The 19061-nt window shown below is 63.8% G+C and carries 21 protein-coding genes and 1 tRNA gene; 6 read left to right on the top strand and 16 right to left on the bottom strand.

The genetic code is table 11. The features are described 5' to 3' along the window. Positions 1-77: 77 nt before the first annotated feature. Positions 78-737 carry an NAD(P)H-binding protein gene (locus tag IVB29_RS14375; protein ID WP_247504018.1) on the bottom strand — a complete coding sequence of 220 codons (660 nt, stop codon included), beginning with the start codon at positions 735-737 and terminating at the stop codon, positions 78-80. A 26-nt stretch (positions 738-763) separates the two neighbouring features. Further along, on the bottom strand, positions 764-1702 hold the full coding sequence (locus tag IVB29_RS14370; protein WP_247504017.1) for an SDR family oxidoreductase: 939 nt from the start codon (positions 1700-1702) through the stop codon (positions 764-766). An 83-nt stretch (positions 1703-1785) separates the two neighbouring features. Here IVB29_RS14370 and IVB29_RS14365 point away from each other — a divergent pair, with 83 nt between their 5' ends. Beyond that, on the top strand, positions 1786-2427 hold the full coding sequence (locus tag IVB29_RS14365) for a TetR/AcrR family transcriptional regulator (RefSeq protein WP_247504016.1): 642 nt from the start codon (positions 1786-1788) through the stop codon (positions 2425-2427). 12 nt (positions 2428-2439) lie between these two features. Here the strand turns inward: IVB29_RS14365 and IVB29_RS14360 are convergent, their stop codons facing one another. From IVB29_RS14360 to IVB29_RS14340, 5 genes are all read right to left on the bottom strand, one after another. Then, positions 2440-3264 carry an alpha/beta hydrolase gene (locus IVB29_RS14360; protein WP_247504015.1) on the bottom strand — a complete coding sequence of 275 codons (825 nt, stop codon included), beginning with the start codon at positions 3262-3264 and terminating at the stop codon, positions 2440-2442. Positions 3265-3390: 126 nt separating this feature from the next. Further along, on the bottom strand, positions 3391-3900 hold the full coding sequence (locus tag IVB29_RS14355) for a hypothetical protein (protein ID WP_247504014.1): 510 nt from the start codon (positions 3898-3900) through the stop codon (positions 3391-3393). Positions 3901-4081: 181 nt separating this feature from the next. Continuing rightward, on the bottom strand, positions 4082-4390 hold the full coding sequence (locus IVB29_RS14350; RefSeq protein ID WP_247504013.1) for an EthD family reductase: 309 nt from the start codon (positions 4388-4390) through the stop codon (positions 4082-4084). A gap of 229 nt (positions 4391-4619) precedes the next feature. After that, positions 4620-6326, bottom strand: a complete 1707-nt coding sequence (locus tag IVB29_RS14345) for an FAD-dependent oxidoreductase (RefSeq protein WP_247504012.1) — start codon at positions 6324-6326, stop codon at positions 4620-4622. 41 nt (positions 6327-6367) lie between these two features. After that, the gene (locus IVB29_RS14340; RefSeq protein ID WP_247504011.1) at positions 6368-6556 is read right to left on the bottom strand and encodes a hypothetical protein; all 189 of its coding nucleotides are present in this window, start codon (positions 6554-6556) and stop codon (positions 6368-6370) included. A gap of 315 nt (positions 6557-6871) precedes the next feature. Between IVB29_RS14340 and IVB29_RS14335 the strand changes: the two genes are divergently transcribed. After that, positions 6872-6946: transfer RNA gene (locus IVB29_RS14335), tRNA-Thr, on the top strand. Between the two features lie 970 nt (positions 6947-7916). Here IVB29_RS14335 and IVB29_RS14330 read toward each other — a convergent pair. The 3 genes from IVB29_RS14330 to IVB29_RS14320 form a co-directional block, all read right to left on the bottom strand. Next, on the bottom strand, positions 7917-8393 hold the full coding sequence (locus IVB29_RS14330) for a cyclic nucleotide-binding domain-containing protein (protein WP_247504313.1): 477 nt from the start codon (positions 8391-8393) through the stop codon (positions 7917-7919). A 690-nt stretch (positions 8394-9083) separates the two neighbouring features. After that, the gene (locus IVB29_RS14325) at positions 9084-9704 is read right to left on the bottom strand and encodes a ferric reductase-like transmembrane domain-containing protein (protein ID WP_247504010.1); all 621 of its coding nucleotides are present in this window, start codon (positions 9702-9704) and stop codon (positions 9084-9086) included. A gap of 10 nt (positions 9705-9714) precedes the next feature. After that, on the bottom strand, positions 9715-10218 hold the full coding sequence (locus tag IVB29_RS14320) for a Twin-arginine translocation pathway signal (protein ID WP_247504009.1): 504 nt from the start codon (positions 10216-10218) through the stop codon (positions 9715-9717). 265 nt (positions 10219-10483) lie between these two features. On the opposite strand from IVB29_RS14320, the gene IVB29_RS14315 reads away from it, so the two are divergent. From IVB29_RS14315 to IVB29_RS14305, 3 genes are all read left to right on the top strand, one after another. Next, complete coding sequence (locus tag IVB29_RS14315; protein ID WP_247504008.1) at positions 10484-11254, top strand: hypothetical protein; 771 nt, start codon at positions 10484-10486, stop codon at positions 11252-11254. Between the two features lie 177 nt (positions 11255-11431). Continuing rightward, on the top strand, positions 11432-12439 hold the full coding sequence (locus tag IVB29_RS14310) for an LLM class flavin-dependent oxidoreductase (RefSeq protein ID WP_247504007.1): 1008 nt from the start codon (positions 11432-11434) through the stop codon (positions 12437-12439). A gap of 187 nt (positions 12440-12626) precedes the next feature. Next, positions 12627-13355, top strand: coding sequence for a LuxR family transcriptional regulator (locus tag IVB29_RS14305; protein ID WP_247504006.1), 729 nt, complete (start codon positions 12627-12629; stop codon positions 13353-13355). 68 nt (positions 13356-13423) lie between these two features. Here the strand turns inward: IVB29_RS14305 and IVB29_RS14300 are convergent, their stop codons facing one another. Genes IVB29_RS14300 through IVB29_RS14275 form a run of 6 tightly spaced genes read right to left on the bottom strand, consistent with a single transcriptional unit; the run spans position 13424 to position 18039 of the window. After that, entirely contained in the window at positions 13424-14299 is an 876-nt protein-coding gene (locus IVB29_RS14300; protein WP_247504005.1) for an amidohydrolase family protein, read from the bottom strand. Positions 14300-14312: 13 nt separating this feature from the next. Continuing rightward, positions 14313-14705: a RidA family protein gene (locus IVB29_RS14295; RefSeq protein ID WP_247504004.1), complete on the bottom strand. Its 393-nt coding sequence runs from the start codon at positions 14703-14705 to the stop codon at positions 14313-14315. A gap of 26 nt (positions 14706-14731) precedes the next feature. Then, the gene (gene hpaH, locus IVB29_RS14290) at positions 14732-15535 is read right to left on the bottom strand and encodes a 2-oxo-hept-4-ene-1,7-dioate hydratase (RefSeq protein ID WP_247504003.1); all 804 of its coding nucleotides are present in this window, start codon (positions 15533-15535) and stop codon (positions 14732-14734) included. 3 nt (positions 15536-15538) lie between these two features. After that, entirely contained in the window at positions 15539-16399 is an 861-nt protein-coding gene (locus IVB29_RS14285; protein WP_247504002.1) for a fumarylacetoacetate hydrolase family protein, read from the bottom strand. A 53-nt stretch (positions 16400-16452) separates the two neighbouring features. Next, a complete protein-coding gene (locus IVB29_RS14280) occupies positions 16453-17070 on the bottom strand; it encodes a flavin reductase family protein (protein ID WP_247504001.1) in 618 nt (205 codons plus the stop codon). 3 nt (positions 17071-17073) lie between these two features. Then, positions 17074-18039 carry a tripartite tricarboxylate transporter substrate binding protein gene (locus tag IVB29_RS14275; RefSeq protein ID WP_247504000.1) on the bottom strand — a complete coding sequence of 322 codons (966 nt, stop codon included), beginning with the start codon at positions 18037-18039 and terminating at the stop codon, positions 17074-17076. 128 nt (positions 18040-18167) lie between these two features. On the opposite strand from IVB29_RS14275, the gene IVB29_RS14270 reads away from it, so the two are divergent. After that, positions 18168-18977, top strand: a complete 810-nt coding sequence (locus tag IVB29_RS14270; RefSeq protein ID WP_247503999.1) for an IclR family transcriptional regulator — start codon at positions 18168-18170, stop codon at positions 18975-18977. Positions 18978-19061: the final 84 nt, after the last annotated feature.

The following is a 19061-nucleotide window of genomic DNA, read 5'->3' as shown; positions in this document are numbered from 1 at the left end:
ACCGAACTTCTCCTCGGGGGCGGATATGGCCCAACGCGCACGGGCGCCGATATTTCCTCAAGTAACGGGCCGGCCGACTAGACGCTATTGATATCCTCCATCTCCAGCACTTTCCGCGGATACCCTTCCCGGGCGACATGGATCATGGCGCGGCCCAACTGCTCGGTCGAAGTGGCGAGCCTGGGCGAGAGCCGCCGCAGCACTGACCAGAGCGGCCAAGTTGCGGTGTAGATTGCCTGCACCCAGGCCGTCTTGGACCTGACGCCGTGCAGCGGCTGAATCGCGCCGGGACGGAACATATAGGCGCCCTTGAACGGCAGCTTGAGCAGATCGTTCTCGGTCTTGCCCTTGACCCGCGCCCACATCCGCGCGCCCTGCTCGGTGGAATCCGTCCCGGCGCCGGTGACATAGGTGAAGGTCATCTGCGGATTGAGCCGCGCCAGCGTCGCCGCAGCGGCGAGCGTGATGTCGTAGGTGAGATGGCGGTAGCGCTCTTCGTTCATGCCGATCGAGGACACGCCAAGGCAAAAAAAACAGGCGTCGAATCCGGCGAGCTGCGCTTCGATCGGCGAATAGTTGGTGAAATCTCCGTGGATGATCTCGGTGAGCTTGGCGTTGCGCACGCCAGTCGGGCTGCGGCCGACCACGAGCACGCGGTCAATGCCGGGATCGATCAGGCACTCGCGCAAAACACCCTGCCCGACCATGCCGGTCGCGCCGAAAATGATGACTCGCATCGGAACGTCCCCAACGATGTCGCGGCTCATGCGGCGGCTGCGATCTCGTCGAAGGATACACCCGTCAACGTTGCCGAGACATCCCACAGCATGGCTGCCGTGGCAAAATCCTTCGCCTGAGACATGATCCTCGCCGCCACCGGCGGTCCTTTCAATTCATAGAACCAGTTCGGACCATAATAGCCGCCGGGCTCGGCGGCAGGCGAGGTCGCGGCGAGCAGCGTCGGCAGTGCACCTTCGGCCGCGGACTGGCTGATGAAGGGCTGCAGCCACCGGCTCACCCGCGACCGGAAGGAACTGGTGCCCGGGCCGTTCGGAATGAGATCGGTCCGCGCGTAGCCGGGATGGGCGGCAAGGCTCGTCAGGCCCCAGCCGGCGGCGAGGCTGCGGCGCTGCAATTCGAGCGAAAACATCAGCATCGCCAGCTTGGACTGGCAGTACGCCCGCCAGGGGCGATAGGAATGCCTGCCCTGGAGATCGTCGAAATTGATCGCGCCGGAACGGTGCGCAAGGCTGGAGAGATTGACGACACGGGCCGCCTTCGCGCGGCGAAGCTGCGGCAACAGGCGTGCCGTCAGCGCGTAATGGCCGAAATAATTGGTGCCGAGCTGCATCTCGAAACCATCTTCCGTCTGCTGTCGTTTCGGCAGCGCCATGACACCGGCATTGTTGACGAGGAGGTCGAGCTGCTCGTTGCTGGCGGCAAATCGCCGGGCGAAATCGGCGACGGAGGCTAGGCTTGCGAGGTCGAGATGCTCATAGGCAATCAGCGCGCTGGGAAACCGTTCGCAAATGCCCTCGATCGCCCGCAGGCCCTTTGCGTCGTTGCGCCCGGTGAGTATGACAATGGCACCGGCGCCCGCCAGCGCCATCGCCGTCTCGTAGCCGAGGCCGCCCGTCGCCCCGGTGACGACGGCGGTCTTGCCGCTGAGAGAGGGGATGTCTGCCGTGCTCCAGTCGGTCATGCCATATCTCCGTTCGGGGCTGGAAAAGCCCCGCGATCGGTCTAAATGTGCACTGAGTGCAAATTTGCAAGAGGTGAAATAATTTGAAGGTTTCGAAGCCTGCCAGGAAAACCGCCAAGCCATTGTCGCCGGGAGGAAAATCCCCGGCGGCGCCCGGCCTGCGCGCGCGCAAGCAGCAGCAGACGCGTGAGCGGCTGAAGCGGGCGGCGATGGCGCTGTTCCTGGAACGCGGCTTCGAAGCCACGACCATCGACGACATCGCGACCAAAGCGGACATGTCGCGCCGCAGCTTCTTCCATTATTTCGCCTCGAAAGAGGACGTGGTCGCCGCTTGGCAGGAGGACGCCGCGGCCGCGCTGGTCGCCGAGATCCTCGCGCGGCCCGCCGACGAATCCATGCTGACGGCGGCGGAGAATGCGATCGCGGCGGCGGTCAAACGGATCGATCCGGCCGAGGCGGCCGCGATGTCGCGGCTCAAGCGCGACAATCCGGCACTGCGCGCCCGCGACCAACTGAAATACGAAAAGCTCGAGCAGGCCCTGGCGGAAGGACTTGCCCAGCGCTCCGGCCGCAAGTCGGACCGGCTGAAGGCCCGGCTCGTCGCGATGATCTCGACCGGCGCGATGCGCGTCGGTGGCGAGAGCTGGATCGGCGAAGGTGCGCGCGAAAAGCCGGAGGCCTTCGTGAAGCGCACCTTCGATGCGATCAGAGCGATCTTGACGTGAGGGTTTTGCCCCTCACGCCTTAAAGAACGCCAGCAGGTCCGCGTTGATCGTCTCGGCGTGCGTGGTCGGCATGCCGTGGGGAAAGCCCTTGTAGGTCTTCAGCGTACCGTTCTTCAGCAGCTTGGCCGACAGCGGGCCGGAATCAGCGTAGGGCACGATCTGGTCGTCGTCGCCGTGCATCACCAGCACGGGCACAGTGATCTTCTTGAGATCCTCGGTGAAGTCGGTCTGCGAGAACGCGACGATGCCGTCGTAATGCGCCTTGGCGCCGCCCATCATGCCCTGGCGCCACCAGTTCTGGATCACCGCTTCGGACGGTTTTGCGCCGGGGCGGTTGTAGCCATAGAAAGGACCCGTAGGGAGATCGCGATAGAATTGCGTGCGGCTGGCGGCGAGCTGCTTCTGGAGATCGTCGAACACGCTCTTCGGCAGACCGCCCGGATTGGCCTCGGTCTTCACCATCAGCGGCGGCACCGCGGAAAGTATCGCGGCCTTCGCCACGCGGCTCTCGCCGTGGCGCGCGATGTAGTGCACGACTTCGCCGCCGCCGGTGGAGTGGCCGACATGGATCGCGTTCTTGAGATCGAGATGCGCCGTCACGGCCGCGAGGTCGTCGGCATAATGATCCATATCGTGACCGTCGGAGACCTGCGAGGAACGGCCGTGGCCGCGGCGGTCATGAGCGATGACGCGGTAGCCCTTCGCGACGAAGAACAGCATCTGCGCGTCCCAATCGTCGGCCGACAACGGCCAGCCATGGCTGAACACGATCGGCTGACCCGAGCCCCAATCCTTAAAAAAGATCTCGACGCCGTCTTTGGTGGTGATGGTGGGCATGGATTGCTCCTTTCGGTGAAAATCATTGCGCGGCGCCAACAGGCGCGCACCGATGATTCAGATGTGGTTGTGCGAAATTCCGAACGCGATGCCTTGCATCAATCCGGGATGACGACAATCGTGTGATCAGGCAAATGACATCGGCTTGAAGCGGCGCCACGCACCGATTGTCAGCACCACGAAGAACACCAGCACGATGCCCTGCACCACGGCGAACACGGGGCCGCCCGGCGGGGCCGGCGCCACGGCCGGCGCGAGCGCGGCGAGCGCCGGCACCTTGAGGAACGACTGGATCACCAGCACGAAGACGTTGAAATAGAGCGAGATCATCGCGGTCACGATGTAGACCGGACGCCACACGCCGGCGAGCTTCATGCCGTACAGCGCAAGGCAGGCGACCGCGAGCAGCACCAGCGAGATGATGCCGATGATGTGCGAGGGCAGCAGTTCCTTGAACGGAAACAGGAAGCCGGTGGCGCTGGTGAGGATCGTGAACAGCAGGAAGATCGCGGTGAGGCCCGGCATCGGCTTCGAAGCGAGCAGGCCGAACATGACGACGAGGCCGGCGGCGACACCGATCAGGCTGATGATGACATGGACCAACGTGAAGGCGGGCAGACTCAATCCAAGCAACATCTCAAGCTCTCCGTTTGGAAGGATGAGATGGTATTACGGCCCTCATGGAATGGCTATATGCGCAATGTCACAGGCTCGTGCGAAGCCATGCGTCGTCGTGCGAATCGACAAACGCATGGCTGAATTTTTTGCAGCGATGTCACAAACGATGGCAGGTTTTCTACGAAAGTTGAATCGAGTCTCACACTTCCTTGGTGTCGAAGATCAGCAGATCGGCGCCGCCGCTGGCGAATTTCGGCACGTCGCCCGCGGCCGCCTTGCCCGCTTCGCTACCGAAGGCCTTCTGGATGTCGCCCACGCTGTCGAAGGAGAGAATGGCGACGAGGTGAACGCCGGACGGACCGGCGGGCGAGCCGACCGCGCCCGTGCTGACGGCGTATTTCTTCAGGCCGGGAAGTTTCTTGGCGAGCGGGATGTGGGTCTCGACATAATGCTTGTCGAAGGCGGCAGCGTCTTTGGGCGTTTTGTAGAGCACGACGAGTTCAGCCATTTAGTCCTCCCATAGGAATCTTTATTCTTCCATGCGCGATTGGACTCGCGTCGAGGGATAGTCACGCATCACACGGCATAATGGCAAGCCACATTCGACTTGCCGTCTGCTTGTCTTCTGCTTGACTAGAGCCATTTCCGTTCCGATAGGATCGGAACAGAAATGGTTCTAGATTCTTGTTTGACGCGTTTTCTTCACGCGAACCGGTATCCACTTCGCTCGAAACGTTCTAAAGCGCCGGTTTTGCGGCGTCGCCGAGATAGCCGTGCAGGGAGGCCACGACCTGCGCGCCTTCGCCGATGGCCCCGCCGACGCGCTTGACCGAGCCGGAGCGGACATCGCCGACCGCGTAGACCCCGGGCACCGAGGTCTCCAGCGGCGCGACGAGCCGGCCCTGGTTCTGCTCCGACTGCGCGCCTGTGACGACGAAGCCGCCACGATCGAGCGTGACACCGCAGCCGTCGAGCCAGTTGGTGGCGGGATCGGCGCCGACGAACAGAAAGAGATTGCGGATGTCGGCGGTGTCCTCGTCGCACGACAACCGGCTCTTCAAGCGGATGCGCCGCAGCAGCGAAGCCTCGTCGCCCTCGAGCGCGGAGATCTCGGTGTTGAACAGCAGTTCGATGTTCGGCGTCGCTTCGATGCGCTCGATGAGATAGCGCGACATGCTGGCGCCCAGGCCGCCGCCGCGGATGATCATCAGCACCTTCCTGGCGTGGCCCGACAGGAACACGGCCGCCTGGCCTGCCGAATTGCCGGCGCCGACCAGCGCCACTTCCTCGCCGGCGCAGAGCTTCGCCTCGACGGGGGAGGCCCAGTACCAGACGCCGCGCCCCTCGAACTTGTCGAGGTTGTCGATGTCAGGCCGGCGATAACGCGCGCCGCTCGCGACCACGACCGCGCGAGAGCGCAAGGGATCGCTGCCGTCGAGCGCGACCGAGAACGCGCCGTCCTTGCGCGTGCAGTCGAGCGACTTCACGGTGACAGGGATCATGATCTCGGCGCCGAATTTTTGCGCCTGGTTGAACGCGCGCGCAGTCAATGCCTGGCCGGAGATGCCGGTCGGAAAGCCCAGATAATTTTCGATGCGCGCGCTGGCGCCGGCTTGGCCGCCGAAGGCGCGGGTGTCGAGCACGGCAACCGACAATCCTTCGGACGCCGCATACACCGCGGTGGCGAGCCCGGCCGGTCCGGAGCCGACGATCGCGACGTCGTAGATGCGGTCGTTGCGCGGGCCGCCGATCATGCCGATCGCGCGCGCGACTTCGGTCTCGCCGGGATTGCGCAGCACCGCGCCATCGGGAGTGACGACCAGCGGCCAGTCTTCCGGCTTGGGCGAATAGCGCGCGATGACGTCGGCGGCGTCGCGGTCGCGCGCGGGATCGAGCAGGTGATGCGGCTGGCCGTTGCGCGTGAGGAAGCCTTGCAGCCTGACGACGCCGGCCGAATGCGAGGGACCGATCAGCACGATACCGCCAACGCCGGCCTGGAGCAGATTGACCCGGCGCAGGATCAGCGCGCGCATGATGCGCTCGCCGAGCTCGGCCTCGGCGACCAGCAGCGCGCGCAGGCGCTCCGGCGGCAACAGCAGCGTTTCGACCTCGCCCTCGGCACGGCCGTCGACCAGCGCGGGGCGGCCGGAGAGCTGGCTGAGCTCGGCCAGGAATTGCCCCGGGCCCTGATCGATCAGCGGCGTGACGTTGCCGAGACCATCACGCTGGGTGATGGCGACATGGCCCTTCAAAACGACGAACATGCCCGGCCCCGGCTTGCCGGTCTCGAACAGGAGCTCGCCGTCGGCATAGAGGCGGACCTCGCCGAAATGCCGCATCCTCTCGATCTCAGCTGACGTCAGCGCCGGAAAGGTCTGTTCAGGACGCGTGAACCGCGACATTTGCGCATCACCATCGGTTCGTTGCGATTCGTCCTGCGCCATTGCCACTTCCACTCACTCCAAGAAATTTCAGCCGCCGGATTTCAACTGTCGGTCTTGCCGGCGGTCCCCTCATTTAGGGAACCATTGTCATTCTGCGAGGGGTCGGTGATTGCGGCGCGTTCGCGCGCCTGCACCTTCCGCCGCTTCAGATTTTCACGCAGCGCCGATTTCAGGCGGTCGTCGCGGGATCCGCTCGCCTGTCGTGTGCTTTTGTCGTTCTCGTCAGCCATCACGGGTCCATACAGCGATTGGCGATAACATGCCCGAGGAATAAGGCAGCTCAAGAGGCCCGCGCGAATCCGATCGTGCGAAACTCGAAATGGACCGAATCCGACGGCTTCGCCAACTGGCCAGTTGGCCGGGGATATCAGGACCAAAATCCGGAGAAGTCGGCCGTTTCGCGCCAAATCGGGCACTTTGGGCCTGATATCGCCCCGATTTTCTCGTTCCGACCTGCCCTGCAAGCTTGCACAGGAGGGGGGCTTGTGTCAGATATCGGCCCGCTTGGTGGCCGCCCTTGGCGGCCGATTCTTGTCCCAGCACATGCTGCCGTAGCTCAGTGGTAGAGCACTCCATTGGTAATGGAGAGGTCGACAGTTCAATCCTGTCTGGCAGCACCATTCTTCAGCTCAAACGCATGAAGCAGCCTTCTCGCGGCACGGGATGCCCGAGTTTTGCTGTTTTGCGTACCCCTCTTAGTGAAGAGGGCGCAGGGAAGACCGGGTGCCGGCTGGCACCCGCGGTCTGCTGCGCAAAAGCACACGCAGAAAACCGCACAGCAGCATACAGGTGACGCCGAACACTCGGCCTTCCCTGCGCAATGGGTTGACGGCTTATGCCGCGCTCTCCCCGGCGACGAGTTCCTTTTTGTAACCGTCGCCTTGCGAATTGGCGATGGCCGAAGACCCGGTTGAGCCCCGATCCATCTCCGCAAGGCTTGACCGTAGCAACGACGGCCAGGACCACACGATTTTGCCGTACGCAGCCGCCCGGCTCCGCCCAAAGGCTTAACCGGACACAGGCGCCGGTCGTCCGCACGCTAGCCAAGACCTCACGAGGTTCATCTCGCCCTGATCCCGCCTTCGCGTGCCCGACACTGCCGCGTCCACCGCACCCCGACCCACGTTCGACACGACGTACGATCGCCCCTCTCCTTGGGCCGGGATGGCGCAGAGAATGCCGCAATTCCGAATTTCGGTAAAGTGGAATATTTTTGTCGGGAAGGATTGACAGCGTTTTGCAGGAGGCGGGTGTTTTGCCCGACGGGTCGAGACTGGGCCGCGCAGGTAAGGTTAATTCTTCCTTTCGATTGTCGGTAAAATTTTATCTATTATGGTCCGTGCCGTGGACGATGAATCAGAGGCTCCGATAGTGTTTGCGTGTTGCCTAATCGTGACTGGGATTGCGTTGTTTCTGTCCGGCATAGTTGCCTTCGGCTTGCATAGAAACTCGCTGCACTCGATGGCGTTGCTGTAGCCGCATCAGCGATGCCTGCTCCTCGGATGGGTCGAGCGAAGCGAAGCCCTCAAGGCCTTGTTCGGTGCCGGGGCATGATGGGTTTCGCAAGGGCTCTACCCATCCTACGCATGATCAATCCTCTTCACCCACCTGGTGCCCCGCAAACCGCTCGTCGGCACGGCGCAGCCGTCGGCATAGCTCGCGATTGATGTTCTGCAGGACGATCACATAGGCGTGGATATCGGCCTTGTAGCAGGCGTAGAGATTTTGGGCCGTCAGCTCGTACAGCACGGTCGGGCTTTCCGCGACCACCGTGGCCGAGCGATTCTGCATTTCGATCAGCGTCATCTCACCGAAGAAATCACCACGCTCCAGAACGGAGATCGGCACGACGCTCCCCGCATTCCTCCGTTTGCTCACCGCCAGCCGGCCGGATCTGACGATGAACATCGAGCGTCCCGGCTCGCCTTCCGTCACGACGGTCGCGCCGACATCGAAGTGGCACTCGACAAGCATCGACATCAGGAGGACGAGACCTGGGTCCGTAAGACCGCCGAAGAACGGCGTCGCGAGCAGAAACGCTTTCAGATCGGGGGCACTGACAACCATTCGGCGAGGATACGCCCCGCCGCTATCTGCGGCAAGCAGAGCGCACATCGGCACTGACGACGCTCGACACGCTTGGAGCCGATGTTCGCACGTCCCTCAATTTGCGATTTCAAGACTGGCCTCAACGGCCTCGCCTGTCCGGGCAAGCCGACGCAAGTGCTCCAGCCACCATACGTGCGTATGAATTGAATGTTTCGCCAATCGATCGTACATTGTCCCGATCTCTGCTGCACTAAAGCGCGACGAGATCGAGATGAATCGTCATCGCGCTTCGGGTTGTTGTTTGCGCATGATCCGTTCGGAAAGCCGATTCGCATTTTGCGCTAACGCGGCCGTTCGGGTCCGGATCATGCTTTTAACGGAGAGTGGCCGTGTGGAAAGCTGTCGTAATTGCAGTCGTGACGCTCGGTTCGGCGCCGGCATTGGCGCAGGACGCAGCCAAAAAAGCGGATCCAAAGTCGGACAATTGCTTCTACACCGTTGGAACTCAGTCGATCCAGGTCCCCATCGGCGCGAGTGTCTGCCGGCGACAGCCCGCGCCTTACAACGACAAATATTCGTTGCTTCGATGCACCCCGCCGCTTGACGAGATCGACACCGACGTCAGGCGAGGCGATTCACGTTGCGATAAATACGACGAACGGGATTAGTTCGCAGGCGTAGCCCGGATGGAGCACGAGCGTATCCGGGCTACGAGCTCTCGCCGCGCAACGTCGGTCTTCTCCAGAGGTCCGCGATGACCTTGATGGTCGCCGCGAGCACAGCTGCGCAAAGCGCCGCCTTCGAGATGGTCTCCATCGTCCCCTCGATCAGCAGGCAATGGGCGACGCTGCCTGCGACGATGACGATCGCGAGCGGAATATGGACGAGGCGCCAGGTTCGCAGCCGCAGGCCCAATCGCCGGCGGAGCAGCGCCAGGAGCGCGACCGCGAAGATCGCCCACATGGCGGTCACGCCAAAGGGAGAGAACGGCGTCGGCGACGAGAAGGTCAGGGCGTCGATCATGTCGGGCGGGCTGGTGATCCAGAGGCCGGCGACATGGATCACAATCGCCAGAGCAAGCGCGCCGCCGATCCAGTGATGGGCGCGCCGTCCGCGATAGGCCGACAGGCCCGGCAAATATCCGCCAATCAGCAAGGGCTGAACCAGCACGAGACCGAGGGCAACAATGCCTGCGAAGCCGGCGAGGATGTAGACCGGACCGCGCCATGCGAGTTGCTCGCTTCCCGCGGCGAGCGCGATCGGCACGCCAATGGCTAAGGCAAGGGCGACCCAGATCAGGGGCGCCCGCGCCGATCTCCATTGCTTCATTCGCAATCGATTAGGCCGGCTGAAGCACGAAGTGCGCCTCGAGGCTGGTTTCCTTGGCGCTCCGCATCACCGGCCGCAGGAAGACAGTTTTGAACTCACTGCTGTCATAGGCGAGGTGACCATGCGGCTGGCCGAAGATCGGAATGATCTGCGGCATCTCGAGCCGGAACGCCCCGTCCTTGTCGGTGAGCGTGGCGCCGTGACTCTGCGGCTCGTGTTCCTGGCCTTCGGTCGTGTGCGCCCAGATCTGGATGCGTTGGCCAGCGAGCGGAGCCCCGTCGCCGGCGCGGCGCACGGTGCCGCTCATCCAGAAGCCGCCCTTGCCGATCCGCTCCACGACCGGCGCGCCCTTGCGGTAATTGTTCGCCCCGCCCGACATCGTTTCGGTCGGCGCGAGCCCGTCCGCGCGGGCCGGCAACAGCAGCCCGGAGGCGCCGGTTGCCAAAGCCCCTGTAACGAGAGCGGAGCCGCCGGCGGCGAGGAGACTGCGGCGGCTGAATACGACGATGGTCATGTCAGGTCCTCCTGGCGAGCGGCAGGCGCTCCGTTGATGATACAACAACGCGCAAAGGACGCCCAGTTGAGACAAAAGGCGCAACAGGTCGCAATAACGGTGTTGTGAACGGGGTGCGGGCCGCTCGACGAGACCTGCCCGGAAGCTCCGCTTCCGGGGCACGCCTTCGATTGATGGCCATTTCTTTCGGCAGTAGTCTTCCGCAGTGAAGGCGGTATCATCCAGAGATAACGCTGGTGCGTGTGTGGCGAGGGGAAACGTGACAATGAAGCGACTGCTTGCGATCGCCGTGCTGTCGGTCTTTGCCGGACAGATTGCCGCGAAGGCTGGCGACGCGAAGGTCTATCCGAACGGCCCCCGCGATCTGATCGGCAGTTACGGCAACAGCCCTGCGCAATGCCAGTCCTACCACCGCAACTCCGATAACATCACCTCGATCAGTGCGACCAGTTACGAGTTCTGTGGTGGCTCCATGTGCGGCGCCACCATCGTGTCGCACCAGAAGCTGAAGGAGGGATACATCCTCAATCTCAGGAGTCCCGGCAATCGGTCGGTCTGGCGTGCGAAAGTCAAGCTGCTCGACAAGGGCGCCATTGAAATCACGTACCTGGCCAGGCACGATCCGCCGAAGACACTGGCCCGATGCACGAAGGCCGATGCAAATGCCGGGATCGGATTGCGGCCGAACGAAGACCCCACTGCAAACAACTCATTGAGTCCGGTTTTCGCCGCTTATTACGCGCTTGCCGTTCCCGGCAAATGCGCTGGCGTCGAGGCGAACACACAGGCCGCGGAAACGATCATCGCGACGGGACGATCGTCGTGGACCGAATTTTTGCGCAAAGGACCAAACGCACAACACGCAACGCCAGAGGGGATTGCGCAAGACATCGCGCTGGAAAAGGGAGATGCCGAATATGCAGTGCGGGCCGATGCCGCCGAGATCCCTGCGTTTTGCAGCGAGGTTCTCAACGTGTTCGGGGAAGGTGGCCGTGTCCAGCCGGGCCTCCTGAAAGACCCGCGCGGAAAAACGTGATTGCCTGCAACGCCTCGTCATGGTTCGAGCCATGGGGCTCGGATCAAGCCCGGCACGGCGATTTTGAATGGCATCGTTGCGCGGACATTTGGGCGGCCGTGCCGCGCTGACATTCGGGCTGGACGCCACTACATGTGAAGCTCCGGCGTATATCGCCTTCCACCCGGTACCCCCAACATGATCCCCTTCTCCGTGCTCGACCTCGCTCCCATCCGCAGGGGTGGCGATGCGGCGCAGGCGTTTCGCAATTCGCTCGATCTCGCCCAGCATGCGGAGACGTGGGGCTACAAGCGGTTCTGGCTCGCCGAGCATCACAACATGACGGGTATCGCGAGCGCCGCGACCTCCGTGGTGATCGGGCATATCGCGGGCGGGACCAGGACGATCCGCGTCGGCTCCGGCGGGATCATGCTGCCGAACCATTCGCCGCTGGTGATCGCCGAGCAGTTCGGCACGCTGGAATCGCTCTATCCCGGGCGCATCGATCTCGGGCTCGGCCGCGCGCCGGGCACCGACCAGCTCACCGCGCGGGCGATGCGGCGCGACCTTGCAACGGCGGCCGAAAACTTTCCGCATGACGTGCTGGAATTGCAGGCGCTGCTTGGCGATTTGCAGCCGGACCAGGCGATCCGCGCCGTGCCGGGCATGGGGACGAAGGTGCCGCTCTGGATCCGCGGCTCCAGCATGTTCGGCGCACAGCTTGCGGCCATGCTCGGGCTGCCGTTCGCCTTCGCCTCGCATTTCGCGCCACAGATGATGATGCCGGCACTGCGCGAATATCGCGCGCGCTTCGAGCCCTCGGCGCAGCTCGACAAGTCCTACGCGATAGTCGGCGTCAACGTATTCGCCGCCGATAGCGATTTGGAGGCGCAGCGCATGTTCTCCTCGCTGCAGCAGCAGTTCATCAATCTGCGCCGCGGCACGCCCGGCCCGTTGCCGCCGCCGGTGGACGACATGGACGCGCTGTGGTCGCCGGCCGAGAAGGCCATGGTGGGCCAGTCGCTGTCCTGCTCCGCGGTCGGCTCGCGTGATGTCGTCGAGGAGAAGCTGAAGGCGCTGATCGCCGATACCGGCGCGGACGAATTGATGACGACGGGCCAGATCTACGACCATACGGCGCGGCTACGCTCGTTCGAGATCGCGGCGGCAGTACGCGACAGGCTGGCGGACCAACCGGCAGCTTGATCGGGGGCTTCGAGCGGCCGACGCGTGCGGGCCAATCTCCCGAGGAGCCTCGATAGAGCGGAGACCATGACCAACGTGATGGCCCTCAACTCCGCGCGGATTGCCAGCTAACACATGGCTGTCCTACAGTTCGATATACGGAAGGGTAGCACTTCGCCGAGCTCTCAAACCTGATGCAGGACCGTGGATGGACGAGATTCGCTGTCGCGCGTTCGAATTCGTGGAGAAAGTGCAGAAGCTTCCCGACGCTGCCAGCGTTCTTGACGCCATGGGCCACGTGCTCGGGCAGCACGGCTTTGACTATTTCTGTTGCTCCTATCTTGCGCCAGCGGCGAACGAACGTCCGCGCGCGGCCGTCCTCGCCGAACGGCTGCCGGCCGGATTTCTGGATATGTACTCCAAGGAGCAGTTTCTGCACGCCGATCCGGCGCTGCGCTATTGCAACGTGACGGTCCGGCCGTTCCGATGGTTCAGGGAGGCGCCGTACGATCCGAAGCGGGAGCCGCGCGCGGCCGAGCTCGTGCGGCGCGCCCACGACTTCGGCATGGTGGATGGCGTCATGATCCCGGTCGCCTCGCCTGCGCGCCGCCTGGGTCAGGTCTTTTTCGGAGGCGCCTCGATCGAGCTTCCGGATCGGCAGTTGCCCGCGCTCCATCTCATGGCGCTTTATGGCTTCGATCGCTCGCTGAGGCTGGCGGGCGTGCCTCAGGTGCTCCAGCTCGCACTATCTATACGCGAGCGTGAGGTGCTGACGCTGGCCGCCATCGGACGTTCCACGGAGCAGATCGCTGATCGCCTGCACATCACGGCGCGCACGGTGAAGGCTCACGTCAGGAGCTGCTGTGACAAGCTTGGCGCAGTGACCCGCACGCAGGCCGTGATGATCGCCATGCGCGACCGGATCATCTCGCCATAAGCTATCCCGTCATTCCGGGACGCGTCAGCCCGACCCCGGAATTCCGACAGCAATGAGCGCGGCAAGAATCAATCCGGAAACCCGAACAGTTTGGCCGGATTGTGCACCAGAATCTTCTCCAGCTCGGCTTGATCAGGCGCGTAGCGGTACATCAGCTCGAGCAAATCGGCATCGTTCGGCGGCTGCTTGACCGAAACCGGATGCGGCCAGTCGCTGGCCCAGACGCAGCGGTCGATTGCGGCCTCGATATAGGTGCGCGCGATCGGGATCACGTCGTCGTAGGGCGGGCCGGCCTTCGAGGTCTTCTCGCCGAGTGACAACATGACCCAGAAATTGCCTTTGGTGAGCAGCTCCAGCATCTTGCGCAGGTTCGGATCGTTCTTGCCGGCTTCCGGATCGGGGCGGGCCATGTGGTCGATCAGCACGGGCACGTCGAGATTCTCGTATTTGGCGACGCTGGAGACGATGCCGTCCTTCTCCGGCTGGATTTTGACGTACCAGCCGAGTTCGCGGATGCGCGCGATGGCGCGGGCGAAATCCGCATCCGACAGCACGGCGCCCAGTTCCTGTCGAAAACTGAAGCGCGCGCCGCGCACGCCGGCGTCATGCAGCTTGGCCAGATAGGAATCGTTCGCCTCCGCGAACACCAGCGCGTTGGCGCAGCCGCGATAGTTCGGGCCCATCGCGGCGAGGCCGTCGAGCACGACGGAATGGTCCGCGCCGTAGGTCGTGGTCTGCACGATGATGCCGCGCTCGATACCGAGCGTCTTGTGCACGCGCAACGCCGCTTCCCAGGTCGCACTCGGCATCCGATAGGCAGCACCTGGACGCTCGGGATATTTGTCGATGGGACCCAGCACATGAAACTGGCTGTCGACGGTTTTGGGCGGCGGCGCCTTGATCGGGCGGCGCGGGTTGGGATCGAACGGCAGATAGGTCGGCATGCAAGGTGCTCCTTCAGTCGATCACAGCGGTGAAGTCGCACTGCACCAGTGCGCCGCCCTCCATGTTGTCCATCGGCAGCGCGTGGCGCGCCGGGCGCGAATGCTCGTCGGGAAACATTTTCAGCCACTCGACATTGACGGGTGCACGCTGCGTGCGGTCCTTCAGCCACACCGTCATCTTGATGATGTCGTCCGTGGTGCCGCCGGCGGCCTCAACGGTCGCCTTCATATACGCGAACATGTTGGCGCATTGCGCGTCCAGGCTTTCGGGCATCGCGCCGACCGCATCGCGGCCGAGGATGACGCCTGACATCACCAGATTGCCGATGCGGCAGGCGTTCGGAATCGGGTTGGCGTGCTTGAAGCCGCCGATATGGATGCTCTTGCGCCGCGATTGGCCGGTCATGGTGCGCTCCCTTTTATTTTGTTGGTTCAAACGAACTGGCAGGACACCGAGCCGAACGTGCCGTAGTCGGCATGGAACGTGTCGCCGCGGCGGATGTCGACCGGACGCGTAAACGATCCCGCCAACACGACCTCGCCAGCCCTGAGATATTCGTCATGCGGCGCGAGGCGGTTGGCGAGCCAGGCGATGCCGTTGGCGGGGTGATTGAGCACGCCGGCGGCAAGCCCGGTCTCCTCGACCTCGCCATTGCGGAACAGCAGGGCGCCGATCCAGCGCAGGTCCGCATCCAGGGGGCGGAACGGCCGGCCGCCAAGCACCAGCGCGGCATTCGCTGCGTTGTCCGAGATCGTGTCCATGACTTTTCGCGCCTTGCCCGTCTGGGGATCGACGCGATGCATGCGCGTCTCGAGGATTTCGAGCGCGGGCGTGACGTAGTCGGTGGCATTGAGCACGTCGAAGATGGTGCAATCGGGCCCGCGCAGCGGCGCCTTCAGCACGAAGGCGAGCTCGACCTCGATACGCGGTGCATGGAAACGGTCGAACGGAATCGGCGTGGCGTCGGCATAGAACATGTCGGCGAACAGCACGCCGTAGTCGGGCTCGGAGATGCCGACCGCGTTCTGCATCGCCTTCGAGGTCAGGCCGATCTTGTGGCCCTTGATGATTCGGCCGCGCCCGAGCTGGAGTTTGGTCCAGGCGCGCTGGACGGCGTAGGCATCCTCGATGGCGAAATCGGGATAGTCCTTCGTGAACATCGTGATCAGCGACTTGGTGCGCTCGGCTTCATCCAGGCGCGCGGCAAGGCGTTCGATCGTGGCGGCATCCAGCATGATTTACTGCTCCGCGGCGACGACATTGCGCAGCACGCCGATGCGGCTGGACCCGACCTCGACGACGTCGCCGACTTTCAGCCAACGCGGCGGATCGAAGCGCACGCCCGCCCCCGTCGGCGTGCCCGTCACGATCATGTCGCCGGGCTTCAGCGTGGCGAAGGTCGAGAGATAGGAGATCAGATGGTCGAACGGGAACATCAGCCGCTCGGTCGTGTCCTGCTGCCGCACCTCGCCATTGACGCGCGTGATGATGTCGTGGGGACCGCGCGGGTCGAGCTCGTCCGCGGTGACGATCCAAGGACCGATGCTGCCGGAGCGATCGAAATTCTTGCCTTGCGTGACGTTGAACTTGCCGTGACGCAGCCAGTCGCGGATCGTGCCTTCGTTGCATAGGGTCATGCCGAAGATGTGCGACCATGCCTTTTCGCGCGGGATGTGGCGGCCGCCCTGTCCGATCACGATGACGAGCTCGCCTTCGTAATCGAGCTGCTCGGATACGTGCGGCTTTTCGAGCGCTTGACCGGAACCCGTCATCGACGACATGCTGCGCACGAACAGGCTCGGATATTTGGGCAGGTCCGAATTGTCTTTGTATTCGGCGTTGCGCTCGGCGTAGTTGACGCCGATGCACCAGAGCTTTTCCGGCGCCAGCACCGGCGGCAGCAGGACGAGCTCGTCCAGGGCGTAGTCGGGCTTTTGTCCTGCCACTGCTTCCTGCGCCTCGTCGAGCGCGTTGGCCGCGATCAGCGCCTTGACGTCGGAATAGTCCCGGCCGATCCGCCTGGTCAGGTCGACGACACCGCCTGCGACGGCCGCGCCGTAGCGCGGCTCTCCGTCCAAGAGATAGCTCAGGAGTCGCATTGTCTTTCTCCAATGGTCTTCAGGCACACGTGACGGCGCGATGAGCCGCGCGCTCAGTCTTTCGATTTGGGAGTCTGGAACACGGTGTTCAGCGTCACGATCTCGCCGAGGCTGGCGTAACGCGGCCCGCCGATGCGCGCGATCGGATCGAGCGCCTTGGTCTCCACCTTGCCCTCGTTCACGAGGCCGTCGCGCAAATGAAACATCACGACCTCGCCGACGATGAGCCGGCTGCGGGCGTCGCCGAATTCGAGGCACTGCCGGAAGCGGCATTCCATCGCGACGGGTGCGGCGCTAAGCCGGGGCACCTTGATGCGCTCGCTCGCGATCGTCTCCAGGCCCAGCTCTGCGACCTCGCTCACTTCAGGCGGATGCTCGACCGAGCTGTCGTGCACCGCCTTCATCAGCGGGGTATCGGCGATGTGAATCACATATTCCTCGGTATCGAGGATGTTGTGCGCGGTGTCCTTGTAGTTGGCCCCCTTGCGGCCGACGCTGATGGCGAGCATCGGCGGCTTCTGCGAGACGAAGGTGAAGGCGCTGAAGGGCGCGAGGTTGAGCACGCCGCTACGCGACAGGCTCGTCACCCAGGCGATCGGGCGCGGCACCACGATGCCGGTCATCAGGCGGTAGATGCGCTCCGCGCCGAGCTCGGTGGGGTCGATCTGCATCGATCAATCAGCCTTGATGTTGGCCTTGCGCACGACCGGAATCCACTTGGCGTCCTCGCGCTCCAGATAAGCCCTGAATTCGTCCGGCGTCATCGGCGTGGCTTCGCCGCCGAGCTTCTCGAACTTGTCGACCACGGCGGGGTCCTTCAGGATCGCGACCAGCGTCTCGTGCAGCTTGTCCACGATCGGCGCCGGCGTGCCGGCGGGCGCGAGCAGGCCGGTAAACGTCTGGCCGTCAAAATCCTTGTAGCCGAGTTCGGCGAAGGTCGGCACGTCAGGCAGCGACTTCAGGCGATGCGGGCTGGTGACGGCGAGCGCGCGGAACAGGCCGGCCTTGATGTGCTGGAGGCTGACCGTGAGCTGGTCGAATGCGAACTGCACCTGGCCGCCGAGCAGGTCGTTGATGGCAGGCGCGTTGCCGCGGTAATGCGCGGTGACCCATTGCAGGTCGAGGTTGGACTGCATCAGCTCGCTGAGCAGATGGTTGGTGGTGCCGGGGCCGGGCGAGGCCATCGTCAGCTTGCCAGGATCGCGCTTGGCGAGCTCGACGAATTCCTTGAATGTATTGGCCTGCACGGAGGGATGCACCTCGAGCACCAGCGGCGTCATCGAGATGGTCGTGATGGGAAGGAAATCCTTCTTCCAATTATAGGCATCGCGCTTGTTGATCTCGGTCGCGAACAGCACCGGGCCGTTGGCACCGACGAACAGCGTGTAGCCGTCGGGCGCCGATTTCGCGAAGGCCTCGCCCGCGATCATGCCGCCGGCGCCGGCCTTGTTCTCGATCATGAAGGGCTGGCCGAGCTTTTCCTGGAGCTTGTCGGCGACGATCCGCGCGGCGCTGTCGACATTGCCGCCGGCAGGATAAGGCACGATCAGCTTGACGCTGCGCGCCGGCCATTGCTGGCCCGACGCGGGTCCCGCCAGCATCGCGGCTGCGGCAGCTATGGCAATCCAGATTAATCTCATGTTAACCTCCCGGCGGCGCTTCCAATTCACTTCGAACGCCTTGACGTTGCGCGTGGCGCTCGATCGCCGCGCAATCTCCAGATGAGCGCTTTACCTGTCGAGTGAATTGTGGCGTTCTTGTCCATATTATGGACAAGCGACTTTCACCGAAATCGGCCCGCAACACAATGGAACCGCGACAGGGCGCGCAGGCGATCCGGCGCGCGCTCGCCGTGCTGCGTATTCTTGCCGCAGGCCGCGAGGACGGTGTGCCATTGGCCGAGGTCGTGCGCGCGACCGGCCTCACCCGCCCGACCGTGCATCGCATCGTCCATGTGCTGATCGAGGAAGGCATCGTCGAGCGGCACGGCAAAACCGGCCGCTACGCGATCGGCAACCAGGTGCCGGAGCTGGCGCTGGCGCGGCCGCGACCGTCGCGGCTGCTGGTCGCTGCCAATCCGTCGCTGCGGCGCGCGTCAGCCGAGATCGGCGACACGCTGTTCCTGACGGTGCGGACCGGCCACGACACACTGTGCGTCGATCGGAGGATCGGTGTCTATCCGATCCAGGTGCTGTCGATCGAGGTCGGCGCGCGCCGGCCGCTCGGTGTCTCCAGCGCAGGCGTTGCCATCCTCGCCGCAATGCCCGCGCCGGACGCGCGAAAAATCGTCGCAGCCAATGAGAAGCGGTTCGAGGCCTACCAGACCGACGTCGCGACCGTGCTCGGCCAGGTCACCGCCGCGCGGAAGCGGGGGTATAATATGAGAGAGATCGGCCTCGTGCAGGGCACGAAATCGATCTCGACCTGGATCAAGACGCCGGACGGGCAGCCGGCCGCGGCCATGACCGTCGCCGCCGTTCGGACGAGGCTCGGCCCTCGCCGCGAGCAGGAGGTTGCGGAGATCTTGCTGCGCGAGGCCCGCACCATCGAGCAGGCGATCCGAGTCGGTGTTGCCTAAGACGCCGGCGGCGCTACTTCGCCTCTCCCCGCTTGCGGGGAGAGGCCGGAATTCGAGCGCAGCTTGAATTCCGGGTGAGGGGGA

It is taken from the genome of Bradyrhizobium sp. 1, from assembly GCF_023073315.1.
Lineage (GTDB): Bacteria > Pseudomonadota > Alphaproteobacteria > Rhizobiales > Xanthobacteraceae > Bradyrhizobium.
This window is presented reverse-complemented; position numbering and strand designations above follow the sequence as displayed.